Source organism: Paenibacillus sp. FW507-14B1B (genome assembly GCF_058781425.1).
Genome location: NZ_JBYSWS010000001.1, coordinates 1,040,683 through 1,058,881 on the forward strand (window position 1 = coordinate 1,040,683; position 18,199 = coordinate 1,058,881).

The 18,199-nt window shown below is 42.7% G+C and carries 23 protein-coding genes; 1 reads left to right on the plus strand and 22 read right to left on the minus strand.

Annotated elements, in window-relative coordinates; translation table 11 throughout:
* Window positions 1-59: 59 nt before the first annotated feature.
* The 20 genes from mtrB to AC3WJJ_RS05025 all read right to left on the minus strand — a co-directional run bounded on the left by mtrB (window position 60) and on the right by AC3WJJ_RS05025 (window position 15,942).
* Complete coding sequence (mtrB, locus tag AC3WJJ_RS04930; RefSeq protein ID WP_422660792.1) at window positions 60-284, minus strand: trp RNA-binding attenuation protein MtrB; 225 nt, start codon at window positions 282-284, stop codon at window positions 60-62.
* A gap of 87 nt (window positions 285-371) precedes the next feature.
* On the minus strand, window positions 372-644 hold the full coding sequence (locus tag AC3WJJ_RS04935; protein WP_379250805.1) for an HU family DNA-binding protein: 273 nt from the start codon (window positions 642-644) through the stop codon (window positions 372-374).
* Window positions 645-896: 252 nt separating this feature from the next.
* Window positions 897-2,375 carry a stage IV sporulation protein A gene (gene spoIVA / locus AC3WJJ_RS04940; RefSeq protein WP_422660791.1) on the minus strand — a complete coding sequence of 493 codons (1,479 nt, stop codon included), beginning with the start codon at window positions 2,373-2,375 and terminating at the stop codon, window positions 897-899.
* Between the two features lie 393 nt (window positions 2,376-2,768).
* Window positions 2,769-3,446: a YphF family lipoprotein gene (locus AC3WJJ_RS04945; protein ID WP_492538514.1), complete on the minus strand. Its 678-nt coding sequence runs from the start codon at window positions 3,444-3,446 to the stop codon at window positions 2,769-2,771.
* Between the two features lie 102 nt (window positions 3,447-3,548).
* A complete protein-coding gene (locus AC3WJJ_RS04950) occupies window positions 3,549-3,905 on the minus strand; it encodes a 2Fe-2S iron-sulfur cluster-binding protein (protein WP_492538516.1) in 357 nt (118 codons plus the stop codon).
* Between the two features lie 38 nt (window positions 3,906-3,943).
* Window positions 3,944-4,537, minus strand: coding sequence for a hypothetical protein (locus AC3WJJ_RS04955; protein ID WP_492538518.1), 594 nt, complete (start codon window positions 4,535-4,537; stop codon window positions 3,944-3,946).
* A gap of 50 nt (window positions 4,538-4,587) precedes the next feature.
* Entirely contained in the window at window positions 4,588-4,767 is a 180-nt protein-coding gene (locus AC3WJJ_RS04960; RefSeq protein ID WP_422660787.1) for a DUF2768 family protein, read from the minus strand.
* Between the two features lie 145 nt (window positions 4,768-4,912).
* A complete protein-coding gene (locus AC3WJJ_RS04965) occupies window positions 4,913-5,188 on the minus strand; it encodes a stage VI sporulation protein F (protein WP_422660786.1) in 276 nt (91 codons plus the stop codon).
* A gap of 64 nt (window positions 5,189-5,252) precedes the next feature.
* Window positions 5,253-6,290 carry an NAD(P)H-dependent glycerol-3-phosphate dehydrogenase gene (locus AC3WJJ_RS04970; protein ID WP_492538519.1) on the minus strand — a complete coding sequence of 346 codons (1,038 nt, stop codon included), beginning with the start codon at window positions 6,288-6,290 and terminating at the stop codon, window positions 5,253-5,255.
* Window positions 6,283-6,906 (minus strand): glycerol-3-phosphate 1-O-acyltransferase PlsY, encoded by a 624-nt coding sequence (gene plsY / locus AC3WJJ_RS04975; RefSeq protein WP_422660784.1) that lies wholly within the window; start codon window positions 6,904-6,906, stop codon window positions 6,283-6,285. The genes AC3WJJ_RS04970 and plsY overlap by 8 nt, the downstream gene beginning before the upstream one ends.
* Window positions 6,907-6,917: 11 nt before the next feature.
* The gene (gene der / locus AC3WJJ_RS04980; RefSeq protein ID WP_422660783.1) at window positions 6,918-8,240 is read right to left on the minus strand and encodes a ribosome biogenesis GTPase Der; all 1,323 of its coding nucleotides are present in this window, start codon (window positions 8,238-8,240) and stop codon (window positions 6,918-6,920) included.
* Between the two features lie 207 nt (window positions 8,241-8,447).
* The gene (gene rpsA, locus AC3WJJ_RS04985; protein WP_422660782.1) at window positions 8,448-9,665 is read right to left on the minus strand and encodes a 30S ribosomal protein S1; all 1,218 of its coding nucleotides are present in this window, start codon (window positions 9,663-9,665) and stop codon (window positions 8,448-8,450) included.
* Window positions 9,666-9,787: 122 nt separating this feature from the next.
* Window positions 9,788-10,378 carry a lysophospholipid acyltransferase family protein gene (locus AC3WJJ_RS04990; RefSeq protein WP_492538522.1) on the minus strand — a complete coding sequence of 197 codons (591 nt, stop codon included), beginning with the start codon at window positions 10,376-10,378 and terminating at the stop codon, window positions 9,788-9,790.
* Between the two features lie 2 nt (window positions 10,379-10,380).
* The gene (gene cmk / locus AC3WJJ_RS04995) at window positions 10,381-11,076 is read right to left on the minus strand and encodes a (d)CMP kinase (RefSeq protein ID WP_492539587.1); all 696 of its coding nucleotides are present in this window, start codon (window positions 11,074-11,076) and stop codon (window positions 10,381-10,383) included.
* Between the two features lie 79 nt (window positions 11,077-11,155).
* Entirely contained in the window at window positions 11,156-11,434 is a 279-nt protein-coding gene (locus AC3WJJ_RS05000; RefSeq protein WP_492538524.1) for a DUF5359 family protein, read from the minus strand.
* Window positions 11,435-11,493: 59 nt separating this feature from the next.
* Window positions 11,494-12,147 carry a flagellar brake protein gene (locus tag AC3WJJ_RS05005; RefSeq protein ID WP_492538526.1) on the minus strand — a complete coding sequence of 218 codons (654 nt, stop codon included), beginning with the start codon at window positions 12,145-12,147 and terminating at the stop codon, window positions 11,494-11,496.
* A gap of 137 nt (window positions 12,148-12,284) precedes the next feature.
* On the minus strand, window positions 12,285-13,637 hold the full coding sequence (ypeB, locus tag AC3WJJ_RS05010) for a germination protein YpeB (RefSeq protein WP_492538527.1): 1,353 nt from the start codon (window positions 13,635-13,637) through the stop codon (window positions 12,285-12,287).
* A gap of 319 nt (window positions 13,638-13,956) precedes the next feature.
* A complete protein-coding gene (gene prsW / locus AC3WJJ_RS05015) occupies window positions 13,957-14,652 on the minus strand; it encodes a glutamic-type intramembrane protease PrsW (RefSeq protein WP_492538528.1) in 696 nt (231 codons plus the stop codon).
* Window positions 14,653-14,717: 65 nt separating this feature from the next.
* Window positions 14,718-15,329, minus strand: coding sequence for a genetic competence negative regulator (locus AC3WJJ_RS05020; protein WP_492538530.1), 612 nt, complete (start codon window positions 15,327-15,329; stop codon window positions 14,718-14,720).
* Window positions 15,330-15,522: 193 nt separating this feature from the next.
* A complete protein-coding gene (locus AC3WJJ_RS05025; RefSeq protein WP_492538531.1) occupies window positions 15,523-15,942 on the minus strand; it encodes a hypothetical protein in 420 nt (139 codons plus the stop codon).
* Window positions 15,943-16,035: 93 nt separating this feature from the next.
* Between AC3WJJ_RS05025 and AC3WJJ_RS05030 the strand changes: the two genes are divergently transcribed.
* Window positions 16,036-16,953, plus strand: a complete 918-nt coding sequence (locus AC3WJJ_RS05030) for a polysaccharide deacetylase family protein (RefSeq protein WP_492538533.1) — start codon at window positions 16,036-16,038, stop codon at window positions 16,951-16,953.
* A gap of 86 nt (window positions 16,954-17,039) precedes the next feature.
* Here the strand turns inward: AC3WJJ_RS05030 and AC3WJJ_RS05035 are convergent, their stop codons facing one another.
* Both AC3WJJ_RS05035 and AC3WJJ_RS05040 read right to left on the minus strand, forming a co-directional pair.
* The gene (locus AC3WJJ_RS05035; RefSeq protein ID WP_492538535.1) at window positions 17,040-17,846 is read right to left on the minus strand and encodes a metallophosphoesterase; all 807 of its coding nucleotides are present in this window, start codon (window positions 17,844-17,846) and stop codon (window positions 17,040-17,042) included.
* On the minus strand, window positions 17,843-18,196 hold the full coding sequence (locus AC3WJJ_RS05040; protein ID WP_492538537.1) for a hypothetical protein: 354 nt from the start codon (window positions 18,194-18,196) through the stop codon (window positions 17,843-17,845). Before AC3WJJ_RS05040 ends, AC3WJJ_RS05035 begins: the two co-directional genes overlap by 4 nt.
* Window positions 18,197-18,199 lie beyond the last annotated feature (3 nt).

Here is an 18,199-nt window from a genome sequence, read left to right on the forward strand (position 1 = left end):
GGGCAGCCCCTTGGTCGAATTGACCTGTGGCTGCCCATCTTTTTTGTCTATTTAGTCTTTTAAGAACCTGATTCAACCTTACCGTGCTTTGTCATGACTTCCGCTTTTCCACGGATTTTGACAGCGGAGGTATGGTCTGTGAACTGAGCAATAATAACCTCACCTTTGTCGAGCTTTTCGGTATGGTGAAAACGAGTATCCTGTCCACGGGTCAACCCGATCACCTGAACTCCATTTTCCAGAGCCTTAACGACAAAATAATCACCGTTTTTTACATCTTCCATAACCGTATTCTCCCCCAATGCTATTGAAAAGAAAAGGCCGTGAACGAATTCACGGACCTTTGCTTTTTAGGTATTATGTAGAAATCTTTATTTGATTCCGTCTTTGAGCGCTTTACCAGGTTTAAATGCAGGAATTTTGCTCGAAGGGATTTCGATTTCTTCACCTGTTTGCGGGTTACGGCCTTTACGTGCGGAACGCTCGCGGACCTCGAAGTTTCCGAAACCTACCAATTGGACTTTATCTCCATTTTGCAGTGCTTGTGAAATAGCATCAAAAACAGCATCAACCGCTTTAGTTGCGTCCTTCTTGGAAAGCTCTGTGGATTCAGCCACCTGAGTAATCAGATCTGATTTGTTCATTCTTTCACCTCCCTAATAAGGATGTACTTCACTTGGTATTCACTGTTTCCGTTTTACCGCAAAATATACGTACACCGGGCATTTTTCACCCTTCGCTGCATTCTGATGCATGACGCGGAACAAACTTATAGTAATACAGCCAAATCATAATTTCAAGCGTTTTACATCTGTTCACCTTCAAAACAGTAAAAAACAACCATAAATCGGCTTTATCAGCCGACTTATAGTTGTTCTTAGCTCAAATTCTATGAATTATAGGATAATCGCAATTAATCCGCCTGAACCCTCGTTAATAATACGCCCTAGCGTTTCTTGGAGCTTATAGCGTGCATTATCTGGCATCATAGCAATTTTGCCTTGAATACCTTCTCGTACGATGGAATGAAGCGAACGACCAAAGATATCAGACTCCCAGATTTTGATAGGATCGTTCTCGAAGTCCTGCATCAAATAACGAACTAATTCTTCGCTCTGCTTCTCTGTACCGATGATTGGTGAGAACTCCGATTCAACATCCACACGGATCATATGAATGGACGGAGCCGTAGCTTTCAATCGAACGCCGAACCTAGTCCCTTGACGAATCAATTCTGGTTCATCGAGAGCCATTTCAGCGAGTGATGGCGCGGCAATACCATAACCTGTTGTTTTGACCATTTCGAGTGCTTCAGCAAACCTGTCATACTCACGTTTCGCATGAGAGAACTCCTGCATGAGCTGCAACAGATGGTCCTTGCCCCTGATCTCCACGCCAACCACTTCCATGAGAATCCGATCATACAGCTCATCGGGTGCAAAGAGATCAATCTCAGCAACACCTTGCCCCATGTTCATACCGCTTAGTCCAGCGCGATCGATAAAGTCATATTCCATGAATTGACTGACTACACGATCCACATCACGCAGACGGCGAATATCTTTCACCGTGTCGCGCACGGAATTTTCATAGTTGCTGCGGAGCCAGTGGTTTTCGTTAAGCACCATTACCCAGCTCGGCAAGTTTACGTTGACTTCATGAACTGGGAATTCATAGAGAACTTCACGGAGAACACCCGTCACATCATCCTCAGTCATCGTCGCTGCACTTAAAGTCATAACCGGAATATCATATTTCGCCGCGAGCTCACTTCGAAGCTGCAGTGCCTCCTCCCCTCTTGGACGAGTGGAGTTAATGACGACTACAAACGGCTTACCTACTTCTTTAAGCTCTGCAATAACACGCTCTTCCGCTTCCACATAGGAGCTGCGTGGAATCTCTGCAATCGTGCCATCCGTTGTTACAACAACACCGAGCGTCGAATGTTCTTGAATAACTTTGCGAGTCCCGATTTCTGCAGCCTCTTGAAAAGGAATAGGCTCTTCAAACCAAGGTGTAGAAATCATACGAGGACCATTCTCATCCTCATAACCCTTCGCGCCCTCAACTGCGTATCCTACACAGTCCACGAGACGTACATTTACTTCAAGGCCTTCCGTTACTTTGATCTGTACCGCATTGTTTGGTACAAATTTCGGTTCTGTTGTCATGATCGTCTTGCCGGCAGCGCTTTGCGGCAGCTCGTCGACAGCCCTTACTCGGTCAGCTTCGTTCGTTATGTTCGGAAGCACGACCGTTTCCATGAACCGCTTGATGAAGGTTGATTTTCCCGTCCGGACAGCACCGACGACACCTAAGTATATGTCCCCTCCAGTTCGTTCGGCTATGTCCTTAAAAATGTCCACTTTTTCCAAAAGAGATCCCCTCCTCAAATTACTCCGAAGGAAAAATGCTTTAAGAGCATCCGCTTCGTGTTCCATCTCACAGCCAAAGCCATTGCAACAATTGAGCAGCCTTTACCACGCCGCCAGCAGTCCGCCGCCGGTATCCGATTGACATGGAAACGGCAAAGCGGCGTAACTCGTACATGCATTTGGACTAGTAACATCATATGTACCGGGAATCAAAATATGACGGTTGCCCGGATATGTCCGTCCTTTTTTTTGTAAAACCCGCCGGGCACCCAGTGAAACCCGAACTGTGCTTTCCGGTTATGGATATGCTCCGAAACATTCTAATATGCCTACAAGTTATTTTGACAGAATATAGACACCAAAAAACCCGCTTCTCAGCGGGTTTTGCTAGTTTTATAATTTAGCTACAGGTTGGTTATCCTGCCAGGAATAAGGAACTGACTTCACAGGAACAAAATAAGAGGCATGCTCAAGATAGATTCTTAAATCTTCATCTTTGGTAGGCTCTGACTCTTCTTTCTGAATGGCTTGCATGATATCAAAAGCATAATCGATATAAACTACTCCATTGTTATCCATCATAAAAGTAACTTCCTGACCTGAAAATACACTTTTTAGTTTCACATTCTTAGCATCGGTCTTGGATAGATCTACTGTTGAGAATCCAGGATACAGCTCAGTTCCTTTCGGAAGCTCCCCGTTATTCGCCGTCTTATACCTATTAACAGACATTTGGACCTCGTTCACCTTTTGTTGTGTATTCAAGTCCATCACTTTAACACTAGGATCTTCTTCCTCGTTAATAATGAGAAAATACCCGTCGCCGCCATTCTCGAAAGCTGTCTTCGGAATTTCGTCTATGTAGCCCAGCTTATTAAGCCTATTAAGGTCAATTCTGTATTTCTCATACCTTGGAACTTGCTCATCTGCCGTTATAATGGGAAGAATCGATTGTTCTTTATAAAAGTCATCAACTGCTGATTGTATACGCTTAACGCTTTCACGATAGGAAACCGGATTCTCCTGTTCTGCCTCACTCTGATACATACATCCCGACATAATAATAGTCAAAATACTGAGAAGGAAAGATGAAAATATAACTTTACTTCTTCTTACCGGCCTCTTCTTATCATTAGAGAAAATCGACTTCAATTCACATCATCCTTATCTACATTAAATAAAATCGTCAGCTTCCCCTCTTCTGGCAGCCTCAAGTTTCTTTCTAACCGCAGCTTTAAGTGGATCTTCGGGAACACTAACCACGAGATCACCTGTAACTACAGTCTGACAGGATAGTCTTGTGCCTTGATCAATAAGCGAACCAAGCTTTCTACGCTCTGCTTCTGTTGGGGGAATACAATTAGACTTCTCTTCATCTCCAATGTGTACCTTACACATCAGACACCCCATCTTACCACCGCATCGCGTTGGAATCCTCACTCCAGCCCGTCGTGCAGCATCCAGAACATGCGTATTCGGGCGAACCTTTATTTTTTTACCTTCGGGTTGAAAAGTAACTTCATAGTCCACCGTATCCACTCCTTCCGGATGATATTATAAATAAGTCTCTATAGTGATATTCTCGTCAATTGCTTAATTAAGGATAGATGCGAACTGCTCCATTGAGTCTGTGACACGATCTTTTTTAATAGCTCTTCATGAGTCTCTGGTTGCTGCCTTATCACTTCTGCAATCGCTTCGTACCGTTCACTTCTGTTCCTTAAAATGTTAAACACAAGCTCATGAGACAGTGGCATTAACCGAAATGATGTATCATCTATTGACACTTCTGGAGCATAAGCATAGAGTAAATCCTTAACCTTAACTTGATAAACCGATTCCTGGGAAGTAACCCTAAATCCACCTACTAATTCAGTCGTGTACCCATCAATTTCATAATGACTTAGTACAGATTTATATATTCCCTCTTCATCGATATGAGGCGCATCCTCCGCCCATAGTGCAAGTTCCTGATGCAACGCTGATACAGCATCGATATCGGTATACACATCTATGTCACGCGGATCCTTATTCAGATTAACGCCTTGCAGAAATAGACCACAGCTTCCGCCTAACAGCCAGAATAAATCAGTTCTATTCAATGATTTCCCTGTCATGACAAGTGACTTTCTTAAATCTTCGGGCAATAAGTTATGTATCATGCTCCACCTCTTCTTTTAAACCACAACGGATCAATTTGATGAATAGTCAACTAGGTGATAGAGGCTAGCCCAGCAATAAAACCAATGATCATCATGAAAAAAGCAACGGTGGATAACCCCATCCGTATAGCACCTTTCGTCTTACTTCGAGCAAAGGTCACTATGACGACAGATACTCCCATAATCAACAAAGCAATCATAGACAACCACATTTTTTGCATTGGATCCATACGACAACCCGCTCCAATCTATCGACAAAATATTTCAACCCATTATATCACGAATTCATCTATCTCTCACATCAAAAAAAAGAACAAAAGATCGTATTCCAAGAAGGAATACACCTTTTGTTCTAATTGCAGGACAGGTAATGTCCTACTTGTTCATCATCATCTTCATCAGTGCTTCCATGTTGCTTGGATTCATACCGCTTTTCTTAACGGCACTGACAATTTCTTGAACAGTCTCTTCGCTAACTGGCACATTAGCCATAGCTGATACTTGCTTAATCAGTTGACGGAGCTGGGCTTCGTTCTGCATCGTAGACGGCTTAACCGTTCCAGCTAGCTTCTTGACAGCCCCTGATGATATCTGTTTGCCGCTTTTTTTATTGATAGCGTTCAGTACATCTTTGGGAAAGTTTTTGCTCATTTCCACCCCTCCTCCAGCAATCCTCACATCAATATATGAGGTAGAAGGTTGAATGGTGAATAAGCTAGGTATGCCACTGCTCCCATATTTCTTGAGGCATCATTTCCATTTCTGTCTTTGGATCACGACCCATAAGGGCTTCAACTGCAACCCTCGGATCTCTATCCTCAAACAACACATGATATAGCTGATTAACGATCGGCATCTGAACACCAAGCTTATCAGAGATCGCATATGCCGCCTTGGTCGTTCGAATTCCTTCTACAACCATGCCCATCGACTCCAATACTTCATCCAGTCCTTTACCTTGACCTAGGAGTGATCCTGCGCGCCAGTTACGACTATGCCGGCTCGTTGCTGTTACAACTAAGTCACCAATCCCTGCAAGACCAGCAAAGGTAAGAGGATTCGCCCCCATCTCCACACCTATACGAGAGATTTCGGCAAGACCACGTGTTAACAGTGCTGCTTTGGCGTTATCTCCAAAGCCCAATCCATCAGACATGCCCGCACCAAGTGCAATGATGTTCTTCAGAGCACCTGCTAGTTCCACACCAATCATATCTCGGTTTGTATAAACGCGGAAATAAGCGTTCATGAACAAATCTTGTGCTGCTGCAGCTCTACCACTTGAAGAAGCCACCACGACAGTTGTAGGACACTTCCTAATCACTTCCTCAGCATGGCTCGGACCCGAAAGAACAACGATGTCCCCTTCATTACACCCAAGCTCCTCAGAGATGACGGTAGACATTCGTTTCAAAGATTCTGTCTCAAAACCTTTTGTTGCATGAATGATTAGCATTTCTTCAGTCCAGCAGGTCTTGAGTTGCTTGGAAACTTCGCGCATAGCCGATGAGGGAGCAACAATCAATACTGCCATTGCATTAGCAACCGCGTCGCTCATATCGGTTGTTGCTCGTAAACGATGCGATAACTCCACACCCGGTAAATAACGGTTGTTCGTATGCTCCTCGTTAATTTCTCTAGCCTGTTCTGCGCTACGCGTCCATACAACCACTTCTAAATTATTATAAGCCAGCACACTGGCTAGGGCCGTTCCCCAACTGCCAGCGACCAAAACAGCCACCTTGTCAGACAACGCGTTTCCCCCCTTTTCTGCTACCACCAGATCCAAGTTTGTTTTCCCGTCCCTGCACAAGTTTCTCAATGTTAGTGCGGTGGCGCCAAATAGCAAAAATGCATATGATCAGGCTTGTCCAGAATACAGACCAAGGAAAATTCATAATCATGATGAAAACAGGTGTCAACACTACAAAAATGAGCGATCCCAGCGAAACATAGCGAGTAAATACGATAGATAGAATCGCAATAATTCCTGCATACAGAGCCGGTAGGAAACATAGCGACACTAACACACCAATAGCAGTTGCTATGCCTTTGCCGCCACGAAAACGGAAGTATAAAGGCCAATTATGTCCAGCTATCGCTGCAATACCGCATAATCCAGGCATCCATACATTGTCCCCACCAAGCCACTTACCAATCCAAACAGCTGCAACACCCTTTAGAACGTCGAGTACTAGTACAAGAATAGCTGGACCTTTACCGAGAACGCGGAGCGTATTCGTTGCTCCGGCGTTTCCACTGCCGTGCTGACGAATATCGATTCCTTTAAGAATCTTCGCTAGCAGTACACTAAAGCTCACCGAGCCCAGCAGGTAACATAAAATAATCGCTACGATCTTAAGAATCAAGCTACTCTCCCCTAACTCTCATCAGACTTTCGTCTTGTGAATATACGAATAGGTGTCCCTTCAAAGTTGAATGCTGCACGTATCTTATTCTCTAAGTACCGTTCGTATGAAAAGTGCATCATTTCAGGATCATTTACGAATACAACCATTGTTGGTGGTTTAACGGCAACCTGAGTTACATAGTTAATTCGCAATCTCCGTCCTTTATCTGTTGGTGGAGGATTAATCGCTACTGCATCAGAAACAACATCGTTAAGCAAGTGAGTCTGTACACGAAGCGTATGCTGCTCAGCAACATGCTTCACTACAGGCAGCAATTTCTGTAAACGTTGTTTTGTCTTAGCAGATAGAAACACAACTGGAGCATAAGTCATAAATAGGAAATGATCGCGAATTTTATTCTCAAAATTCTGCATCGTCTTGTCGTCTTTCTCCACGACATCCCATTTATTCACAACAAACAATGAAGCTTTACCCGCTTCATAAGCATATCCTGCAATATGTTTGTCCTGTTCGATAATGCCCTCTTCTCCATTAATAAGCACAAGAACTACATCTGCACGCTCAATCGCACGCATTGCACGCATAACACTGTACTTCTCCGTTGTCTCATAAACTTTACCACGTTTACGCATACCCGCAGTATCGATTAATACGTAACGCTGACCGTCCTTCTCGAAGGGAGTATCAATCGCATCACGGGTTGTACCCGCGATATCACTTACAATTACCCGCTCTTCACCGAGAATAGCATTTACGAGTGAGGATTTACCAACGTTCGGTCTCCCGATTAGAGCTACCTTGATAACATCATCATCATACTCATCATCTGTTAAATCAGGTAAGTTCTCAACAACAGCATCGAGTAAATCCCCTATACCGGTACCGTGGCTTCCTGAAATACCTATAGGATCCCCGAAACCAAGGCTATAGAATTCATAAATATCTTCTGCTCTCTTCATATTATCCACTTTGTTTACTGCCAGAATGACTGGCTTCCCAGAGCGGAACAATATTTGTGCAACTTCTTCATCGGAGCCGGTAACTCCCGACTTCGCGTCACACATGAACACAATTACATCGGCTTCTTCAATAGCCAATTCCGCTTGTACGCGAATAGATCTCAAAATCATATCATCGCCGTCAATCTCGATTCCACCGGTATCGATCACACTGAATAGCTTGCCATTCCAATCAGCACCGCCATATATTCGATCACGTGTAATCCCGGGTTTATCTTCAACGATGGCTAGCCGATCGCCAATGAGGCGATTAAAGATTGTCGATTTACCGACATTCGGCCTGCCGACAATAGCCACTACGGGTCTTGCCATATTCACTCCTCCTGTCAATGCTTACGATTATCATCATAGCAAAAAACGTTACAATTGGCTAACGTTTCATCTTCAGTTTCTAATAGTTTCATTCCCAATTTACTGCATCTGTATGCAGTAAGTCTTAAAAAACAAACGGCGAACCCAATACTGGGTCCGCCGACTTAATTATGATAGGTCATTTGACCGGTCATTCGTTTCGGGGCCTTACTTGAATTTGCTTAGTTTATCGCCGAAACGTTCTCCGAGCGTTACACTCATACCTTGGTTATTCAAAGATACGTTAGGATTGTCTTTCAGGTCGATTTTAGGACCTTTTGACTGCTTTTCAGGTCTTGGAGATGGAGTAGCAGGTGCTTCTTCAGTCTCTTTAATGCTCAAGCTTACACGCTTCTCGTCAGCGTTGATGTCGAGAATCTTAACTTGAACCTCTTGACCTTCTTTTAGAACTTCTTGTGGAGTTCCGATATGTTTATGAGAGATTTGAGAGATATGCACCAGACCTTCAACCCCTGGAGCCAACTCTACAAATGCACCAAAGTTCACGAGACGTCTAACTTGACCCGTAACAACGTCACCTGTTTGGAATTTTTCAGCAGCTGTTTCCCAAGGACCTGGTTGAGCTGCTTTAATGCTGAGGCTGATTTTTCCTTTTTCAGGATCAACTTTCAGAACTTTAACAGTCACTTTATCGCCTTCGGAAAGAGCATCAGCTGGTTTCTCAACATGGCTCCATGCGATTTCGGATACATGAACCAATCCGTCCACGCCACCTACATCAACAAATGCACCAAATTGAGTCAAACGTTGAACCGTTCCTTCAAGCACTTGACCTTCTTGAAGCTCAGCCATAACTTTTTGCTTGTTAGCTTCGAATTCAGCTTCCAAAACATCCTTCTGGGAAAGGATAACTTTGTTGTTCTCGCGATCCAGTTCTTTAACTTTCACACGAAGAGTGCGACCTTTATAATCGCTGAAGTCTTCAACGAAATGACGCTCAACCATAGAAGCCGGGATAAATCCACGAGCACCTACGTCAGCAACCAAACCGCCTTTTACAACATCAGCTACAACAACTTCAATAACATCTTGATCTGCAAAATGCTTCTCAAGTGCATCCCATGCGCTTTCAGAATCAATCGCACGTTTGGAAAGAACCAAGCTTTCCTTGTCGTCGTTAATGCTGACAACTTTGCATTCTACTTCTTGGCCAATTTGAACCGCATCAGATGCGTTATCCAATTGAACAGCAGACAATTCGCGAACAGGAATTACTCCGTCATATTTATATCCAATGCTTACATAAGCTTGGTTATCCTCCAGTTTGACGATCGTCCCTTTCACGGTGTCCCCTTTTTTCAAGGATACGATTTGGTCCAGCTGATCTTGGCTTTGTGTTTCAACATTTTTTGTTTCTTCCGACATGTCAATAACCTCCTCAATTCAAACCCCATTTATTTAAACCCGCTTATGCGAAGTTCAAAACATAATTGCTGTTATAGCTTTCCATAATGTTCATGTATTTTATACATGACTTGTTAAAAACATCAATTTACGGTAGGTTTTCCTGTAGCCCGCATTTCATTAATACTTTTCATAATAAGTGCAGTGGCTTCATTCAAAGCCTCAGGTGATTTATCCCCTTTAAATCGCGATAAATCTACAGGAGCTCCGTAAATAATCTTTGTTTTTCGGAAAAGCTTATAATCCCCAATAATAGCAGCCGGAATTACTGTAGCGTCACTACGTAGCGCAAAGCTTGCGGCACCACGCTTGGCAGCTTCTGCATCCGAATTCCGCGTACCTTCAGGGAAGATTCCCATTATTTCACCTTGGCGTAGGATGTTTAGTGATGTCTTAATTGATTCTTTACTTACACCACCGCGTTTCACAGGAAACGCTCCTAGCTTATGAATTAACCAGCCGAATACCGGAATCTTAAATAATTCGGCTTTGGCCATGAATTTGACCTGTCGCTTCACATGTATGCCTACAGATATTGGATCTCTAAGGCTGATATGATTGGAGCAGATCATCACGCCGCCTTCCGCAGGAATGTTATGTACGCCAACGGATTCAAACCGGTACAACACGGCGAACAACCCGCGAACTACCGCTCTGCAGAACACATAGATCATGTCTAATTCTCCCCATCCTTTTGAGTTGTGCAGTAAGAAAGTATCGCTTCTACAACCTGATCAATGCTCATCTGTGTTGTGTCCAGAACAATAGCATCCTCGGCACAGCGCAGTGGCGACACTTCGCGTTCCTGATCCAAGCGATCGCGCGTCGCGATATCCAATTCAAGTTGTTCTAAAGATACTCCTTCCGCAGTACCCAATTCATTGAATCGGCGGAGAGCACGTTCCTTGACACTTGCCGTCATGAAAATTTTGACCTCTGCATCAGGCAATACAGTTGTTCCGATATCTCGTCCATCCATTACGACACCTTTACGCAATGCCATTTGTCGCTGTAAATCAACGAGCTGATTACGAAGGCCTTCGATTTGAGCATAACGAGATACTTCTGAGCTGACCTGATGAGAGCGGATATATGGTGTTACATCCTCCCCGTTCAACAGAACCAACTGTCCATTTTCATGCGGTTGTAATTCAATCACCATATTTTGCGCGATTTGAAGCACCTTATCGGGATTTTCTGAAGAAATTCCTTCATTCAGCATATACCAAGTGACAGCCCGATACATGGCTCCGGTGTCTACATAAATATACTGGAGCTTGTTCGCCACCATCCGGGCAACCGTGCTTTTGCCCGCCCCTGCAGGTCCGTCGATGGCAATATTTATTCTGTCATTCTTCTCAGTACCCTGCATAACCAACGGGGCATTCCTCCTCAAACATGAGCCTCAAGAAAAAAGCAGGCATTGCCTGCGACGTGAAAATTATACCACACTAACTAGAGTGATGCAAAAAAGAAGGCTTTTTTACATCCATCCAATCCTTTACATTCCGTGTATCTATGGGTACTCCTTCCATTCGATAGACTGGTGAGAGATAAGGCCGAATTCCATCAATATGTAACAGCATCTGTATCACAAGGAGACTGATTCCCAACCACTTCAGAATCCTCAATATTAGGTTGCCAAGAAAGTCTACACGCTCTATTAATGGATCTAACTTAACCTCAGTTAAAGTCCCATCCTCAATCTCTCTCACATCTACTCTAGTCATGAGACATAACCACCTTTTATCTTTTCCGGTTAGGATGGCATTCTCACTTCTAATTTATTCTATCGATTTCTGAAGTCGAATTGTCTTTCAAAACAAAAACGAATCAACTTCTGCCTCTCCATATCTACAATGCTGTTAAACTTAAGCATAATTAGTTTTCGACCATTAAGAAGTTCTTTGACCCGTACAACTTCACTTTCGAAAGGAACATGCTCAACTGAACCGTTTTTATAAGGAACTAGCAGCCAGCAGGATAACAGGTCTGATTCTTTAATCATTTCATCAGGCCCTGCATAAAAAGATACTCCGCCACCTCCAACATCCTCTGTTGTGGATACATAGCGTCTGCCATCCTTATGACTAACTGCTATTTCTAATTCGGCTTGAACCCGTAGAAAACTGCGCCTTTGAATTTTCGTTATTTCCTCTGGATCAGGCTTTCGAATCCTAACTTGACGAATGACATCCTCATGAAAACCCAAAACATACGTATTAAAATAATTTTTAATACCACCCTCTGTCAAAAAATAAGTGGATAGTTCGTCACCTATGTACAGTTTTTTCAGACGATTTGTGCCTTCCTGGATCGGTACCTCCATAAAAATAGCGTCTTCGGTAATTTCGCAAATTCTTGATTTGTAAACAATTTTTGATTCTTTTTCGTCTCCCGTATCCATCTGGATAAACAAGATATCATTAATTTTAAGATACAAACCTTCCACCTTCTACCTAGATAATATCAACAAAAATCATTATACCACGCAGTTTAGTTGCTAAAGATATAAAATCTTCAGAGAACGAAAGAACGAGCCTCCAATTTGGAGACTCGTTTCAAGTGAATAATCAAATTTTAGTGTACATCTGCTTCAGCATCTCTAATAATCTCAACGCTTTCCTCAAGGCCGGTATCTGCGTTAATGTAGAGACGATACTGGGCACCATTGATTTTTCCACCTATCTCATAGCAGAGAGTATCTTCAGAGCGATCATTTTTAATCAAAGCTTTGCGATTGTACACTTCCTCAAAATCTGTATTCAATGTTTTTCTAGCTTCAGAGAGGCTCAGCTTAGGTTCTGGAATATCACGATTATCCTTGTGCTCGTACACAAATTCATTCGCTTGGAAACCAACAACATCACCGTTATCAAGTGCAGATCTAACTGTCATCTTCTCTGGATAGATGAGCACATCATCCTGTTTCCGAACAAAGGTGAAGTTTACCAGGTTATCATATGGATCAGCATTAACTGCCTTCATATTTCGGTAACCCTTCTTCGCTAGAAATTCTTCAGCTTTATTCATAGCATCATTTATAGATACTTTTTTGGGCCCCACTTGACGATCATCTCTGTAAGAAGTGAGTAAGCCACCTTTACGAGTAAAATCCATCGTTAGTGGACTTCCTTTTGGTGCTTGCACAGTCGCAGTATAGGACTCCCAATCGGTCCCCTTCCCGTTCTCTATGACCTTACAACTCGCATTTGACCCGGCATCTGCGAATTTCAACGCTTTACGGGTAATATCTTTTTCCGTTACAGGCACTCCAGAGAGCATCTTTACAGAACGTGTCTCATACATGCTAGTGACCGATGGCCCCCAATCAAGTTCAGGGTATGTCTCGACCTTCTTATTAACGGAACTTAGCCCATCAATAATCGCATTGCCTGCCTGCTGATGATTTTTAGCCATTGTAGTATCTACATCAAGCCAGCGAAGGTTCTTTGCCAGAACAGTATTACGTACGTTCTCCAAATCCTTCGTAATCTCACCACAATTCGCATACAACGACTTTAATGTCTTAACCTCATTCTCGTTAAGTGGTTCCTTGGTCATGTCACGAACGCCAGCTTTATAAGTAAAGTTTGCGATCCGTGAAAGAAACTCCTCCGTTTTGCTAAAAGGAAGCATCGTAAGTGGAAGTTGGTTTATCTCACTTTGGGCTTCACTAGCAAGTCTCCAGACATTCATCAAGCCCTTACGATGCATGCCCTGAGATGCTGAATTTACCGCCAATGTATTACCAATTTCTCCGTGAATTCGGTCCATATGAAAAGACAAATCATGGAAAGCTCGTTGATACTGATTCTCCGCTTTAATCTGAATACTGTTCCGATCTTCCTTAACCTGGTTCCCCCACATAAGTGAGCCAACCAATAGAATAGTGACCACCGGGAACAATACGGCACTAATACGTTTATACATGTGGCTAAATCTCCTTTCTTCTATTCACTGACGTTAGTTTGAGTAGAAGAAAGAAGTCTTATGCATTGTTTATAAAACATACCTATTACAGTTTTCCTTTACAAATCTTCCTCAATTTCAAATTGGCTCTGATTATCGCAAAGGCATTGTTTAAAGCCTGTTTCTATACGTCCATGTTCTTTACGCCCCCGTAATATGTATCTCTCCCCACATGCTTTACAACGTATTTTCACTTTTACACGCAACAAAAAAGACACCTCCATCGTTCATTCCCTGACTGACAGTCAAGGGGCTCTACGATGAAGTGTGTCCCATATTGTTAAGTCTTAACCTCTTCATCTCGCTTAATAAAGCGAAAAGGAGAGCGGTTGTTTGCGCGTGAGATTTTACCCATTCCTCCATACCATAAGAGAACCATCAAAGGAATAATAAACCACAACCAATAGTTAGTCATCATATTGAGGATCAAGTCGTAAAGTCCGTGCCACATCCATGGTAGAAGCAAGGATAGTACCAAGAAGACTCGATTTGATTTAGTTCCTGGGAACTTAGCATGCCCGAAATAATACCCCATTATAATGCCGAACATTGCATGTCCGGACACCGGCAGTAACGCTCGGATCAACATGGGTCCGAAAGCTGCTTGGCTGTACCAGGCGTACATGATATTCTCTACCGTTGCAAAACCAAGTGATATTGCTGTTGCGTACAGTATGCCATCGTACGGTTCATCAAACTCCGTATGATTAAATATAAGGTGATATAATACAAACCACTTCAACAACTCTTCTACACCCGCTGAAATGATCAAAGATTCAACCACCGGGTTATCGCCAAGCCATAATATCATTCCCCGCTGTAAGATCATCACGGGAAACACGATCAGAAATCCGAGCAAAAACACTTTGACAACCATATGCAACGGTTCTTGATCATACCTATCCTTCAGGTAAAAATATGTGAGCAAAGCGAGACCCGGCGCCAAAGCAGACGCAATGATCGAGAACACCAGCACCGAATTCCCCCTCTGTTAATTGCGGGCCTGTAGTCCGGCCACCGCCCTCACATGCCCACACTTGCTTATTTACTGCGATCAAAATGGAGGCAGATGTTTTCTACCGCTTGTTGCGGCATGATTGTCTTCCCATATTCCTCTAGAACGGCGTCTGTTACCGGAGATGACTGACCAAATTCAGCAAGCAAGGCAATAACAGCTGCCTGCTTCTCACTGTTCAGTTGATCGGGATCCATCCATAAAAACCATTTATCCAAATAGTGATAGAGCGTGCCTGCCCCGTCGACTAAATCGTTCAACATATGGGCGGCTTCAATTAGCATCTCGAAGTCGTTAAATGAATAAACGATGCTGCCGCTTTGTTCTAATGTTACTTCCATTTCATAAATCTCATCTGGCATCTCATCTTCAGATAAGCCGCCGAAATGGTGATCGTACTTTCCTCTCGTTACAATGACCACCATACCTTGTGCGGGTAGAGCGAACACTTCAACCGCTAAAGGACCTGTGGCATCGAATCCGAGTTCACTGTAAGCCTGATCCATCATTTCTGTAAACAGGTCATACACTTTGGGTATTTCCTGCCACATTTCTTCCTTCTGGATCCCACGCTCACTCAGATCGTCAAACGTGAGGAAAATCCGTATCTTATCTTGGCTCAAGCGTTCTATTTTCATGACAGGATCCTCCTCTATAAACAAAAAAAGTTATAACAATTTATGATTCTTGGATGATGACGTTCCAAAAATAGTTTTATACAATGATTTTATCATTTAATACCCACAAATGCACGTAAATATGTACCTATAAAAAAAAGAATCATTCTAAGGAATAGACTTCCTTAGAATGATTCGAATCCGGTTCAAATGTTTACAAACCCGGTATGACCGTATGAGTTTCTTTTAGTATTTGTTCAACTTCTTGTTTAATATCTGGGTTCGTGCGAATAAACTCTTTCAGCTGCTTTAAGTTGGCAGCCTTCGAATTAGACGATGCCTGCTCCCCATGTTGATTTCCAGTGGATTGATTAGATATGGCAGCCCCGCTTGAACTGGGACGCACGCTTTCTTGGCTTTTATTGCCTTGGTTTGTGCTGTACGAATGGCTTGAGCGGCTTGAATTACTTGAACTACCGTTATAGTCTTTCATCATGTCTTTCGCAGTACTTGCCAGCTGGCCAATATCTGCGCCCTTCACCATTGAAGAGAATGACATAATGCCCTTACTGGAGAACATACGGTAGACAGCAATACCGACAATAGCTCCGTATATAAACGACGAAGTTCTCACAAATATTACCTCCTTCTATGATAAACTCATATGTAGTGTTCTCGGGTAAGTAACAACTCATGCGGCATAAAAACAGGAAAGTGAGATGGAATCATGGTTAAAAAGACAACTACGTTATTACTCGCGGCAAGTTTACTACTAAGCGCTTGCGGACAAAATCAAGAAGGGGCTAATCCAGCTCCGGAAACAGGCTCTCAGACTGAGACACCCACAAATGGAGACCAAAGCGTCAAAGACCCCAATCAGGAAGAAGTCACTCCGGACGCCAATAACTCAACAAATAGTAACGGTTCATCTGACTCTTCAAATGACAAAGAAGATACAAGTAAAGAAGATACAAAGGAAAAACAACCATCCAAACAAACTCCTGTTCAGCCACAGTATCACATGAACAAAGTGTTTAATATTGTACCTAATGATAAAGCTACTGAAGAAAAGGTCGTGTTGCTAACATTCGACGACGGACCTAAAGATGAAAAGATGATTAATAGTTTGATCGATACACTGGAAAAGCATGAAGCTAAAGCCATCTTTTTTGTGAATGGATATCGCGTTAAACAAAACCCGGATTTATTAAAATTAATTCATGAGCGTGGACAGATTATTGGAAATCATAGCTGGGACCATATCGATCTCAAGAAAGAAAGTCAAGTAGAAGCCAAAAAACAAATTGAAGATGTCCAGAAGATTGTTATGGATACAATCGGAGAAAAGCCTAAGTTCTTCAGACCTCCCTTCGGTTCCGCCGGAGATCATGTTAAGCAAATCGCCAATGATAATAATCTGTTGTTCATGACATGGTCTAATGGTTCATTAGATTGGGAAAGTAAAAGTAAAAACAACCCTGAAGCCGTAATCAACAACGTCATGGATCAACTTCATCCGGGTAGTAATATCCTCATGCATGAGCTTCCATGGACAGTCGAAGCTTTAGACAAACTTTTAACCAAACTTGAGAAAAAAGGTTATCAATTTGTGGATCCGCAGAATATTGAGCTAAAGATGAGATAAATTAATCGCTGCTTACATAACAGGTATTGCTGGGCATTAATATGATGCAAAAAAGCCTTGACCCTCCTCCGCATATGCGGATTGGATCAAGGTTTTTTTCGAAGCGTGATAAGGTGTAGTTCAGATGGAGAGCCTAAACGTAAAGGAATATGAGAAGTACCAAATCCTCGGCTAATAAGCAGCGGTACCGCGGCAGAAGATTTTTGAATTAAATTGTACCAACCTGCACTATATTTCTTATAAAAACCTTCTAAGCGAACCGCTCCAAATAGAGGGAGAACAATTTGTCCTCCATGAGTGTGCCCAGCTAAGACGAGGTCTGCGGAAATATTCCACTTCCCCATCACCCAAATCGGATCATGAACTAACATGATGTGGTACTGATCTTTTTTGGCATGACCTTTAAAATTGCTATATGGATGTTTGCGTGTTGCAGGCTGCATAACACCGCTTAATGCGATGGAAAGCCCATTTTTCTCTAATCTAACCGTCTTGTCTTTAAGTAGCGTAAGTCCAAATTTATTAAATAAAGCTTCAAGCTTCTCTTTACCTGCATACAGATCATGATTACCTAAAACCCCGTAGACAGGTGCAATTCGGCTTAAAGACTCTAGATTTGAACTCACACGTTCCCAAGGGACACCCTTCTCCGTAATATCGCCACCAAGCAAGATGCAGTCCGGTTTAAGATTGAGTTCTAGTAACTTCTCATCTGTTAACTTACGACGATGAATATCAGTAATGAGTAGAATCTTATAGCCATCAAAGCATCCAGGGATCGACTGGGATTCAACAGTTTCATTTCTTACACGGTACCCTGTCGCTTCCATTCTCATCCATAGCAAAGTAGATAAAGCAAGAATCAGTAGGATTAAACTTATCCATAAGATCAAAGTATTTCCTCCAGGGGTGGTGCACCGATCAGTCCCCAAATGAGGAGACCGGCCATCAACAGGATAAAAATAATAATAAGTGAATTAACAAACCATTTGCTCATTCTAACCTTTTGTGATGGATGTGTGCTGCTTCTAGACGGTGCTGATTCCTCATCTAACTGAGCATCATTGTTCTCTCTTCTAGATCTTGATCTACGCAGCACATCATCCTCAGGGGCTCTATGCTGTGATCTTGAATCCAACCTTGAATTTAGATTTTCTTTGTTTTCTTTTGAACGAAAAACTGAATCCTTCGATGCAGCCTTATTATTTTTCCGGCCTTTATTTCGGCTCCGATGTCTATCCATTCT

Bases quoted from the DNA above. Each gene is read 5' to 3' on its own strand.
- mtrB (WP_422660792.1), bottom strand. From the start codon at position 284: ATGGAAGATGTAAAAAACGGTGATTATTTTGTCGTTAAGGCTCTGGAA.
- AC3WJJ_RS04935 (WP_379250805.1), bottom strand. From the start codon at position 644: ATGAACAAATCAGATCTGATTACTCAGGTGGCTGAATCCACAGAGCTT.
- AC3WJJ_RS04955 (WP_492538518.1), bottom strand. From the start codon at position 4,537: ATGATACATAACTTATTGCCCGAAGATTTAAGAAAGTCACTTGTCATG.
- AC3WJJ_RS04960 (WP_422660787.1), bottom strand. From the start codon at position 4,767: ATGGATCCAATGCAAAAAATGTGGTTGTCTATGATTGCTTTGTTGATT.
- AC3WJJ_RS04965 (WP_422660786.1), bottom strand. From the start codon at position 5,188: ATGAGCAAAAACTTTCCCAAAGATGTACTGAACGCTATCAATAAAAAA.
- der (WP_422660783.1), bottom strand. From the start codon at position 8,240: ATGGCAAGACCCGTAGTGGCTATTGTCGGCAGGCCGAATGTCGGTAAA.
- rpsA (WP_422660782.1), bottom strand. From the start codon at position 9,665: ATGTCGGAAGAAACAAAAAATGTTGAAACACAAAGCCAAGATCAGCTG.
- AC3WJJ_RS04990 (WP_492538522.1), bottom strand. From the start codon at position 10,378: ATGATCTATGTGTTCTGCAGAGCGGTAGTTCGCGGGTTGTTCGCCGTG.
- cmk (WP_492539587.1), bottom strand. From the start codon at position 11,076: ATGCAGGGTACTGAGAAGAATGACAGAATAAATATTGCCATCGACGGA.
- AC3WJJ_RS05000 (WP_492538524.1), bottom strand. From the start codon at position 11,434: ATGACTAGAGTAGATGTGAGAGAGATTGAGGATGGGACTTTAACTGAG.
- ypeB (WP_492538527.1), bottom strand. From the start codon at position 13,637: ATGTATAAACGTATTAGTGCCGTATTGTTCCCGGTGGTCACTATTCTA.
- AC3WJJ_RS05020 (WP_492538530.1), bottom strand. From the start codon at position 15,329: ATGAAAATAGAACGCTTGAGCCAAGATAAGATACGGATTTTCCTCACG.
- AC3WJJ_RS05030 (WP_492538533.1), top strand. From the start codon at position 16,036: ATGGTTAAAAAGACAACTACGTTATTACTCGCGGCAAGTTTACTACTA.
- AC3WJJ_RS05040 (WP_492538537.1), bottom strand. From the start codon at position 18,196: ATGGATAGACATCGGAGCCGAAATAAAGGCCGGAAAAATAATAAGGCT.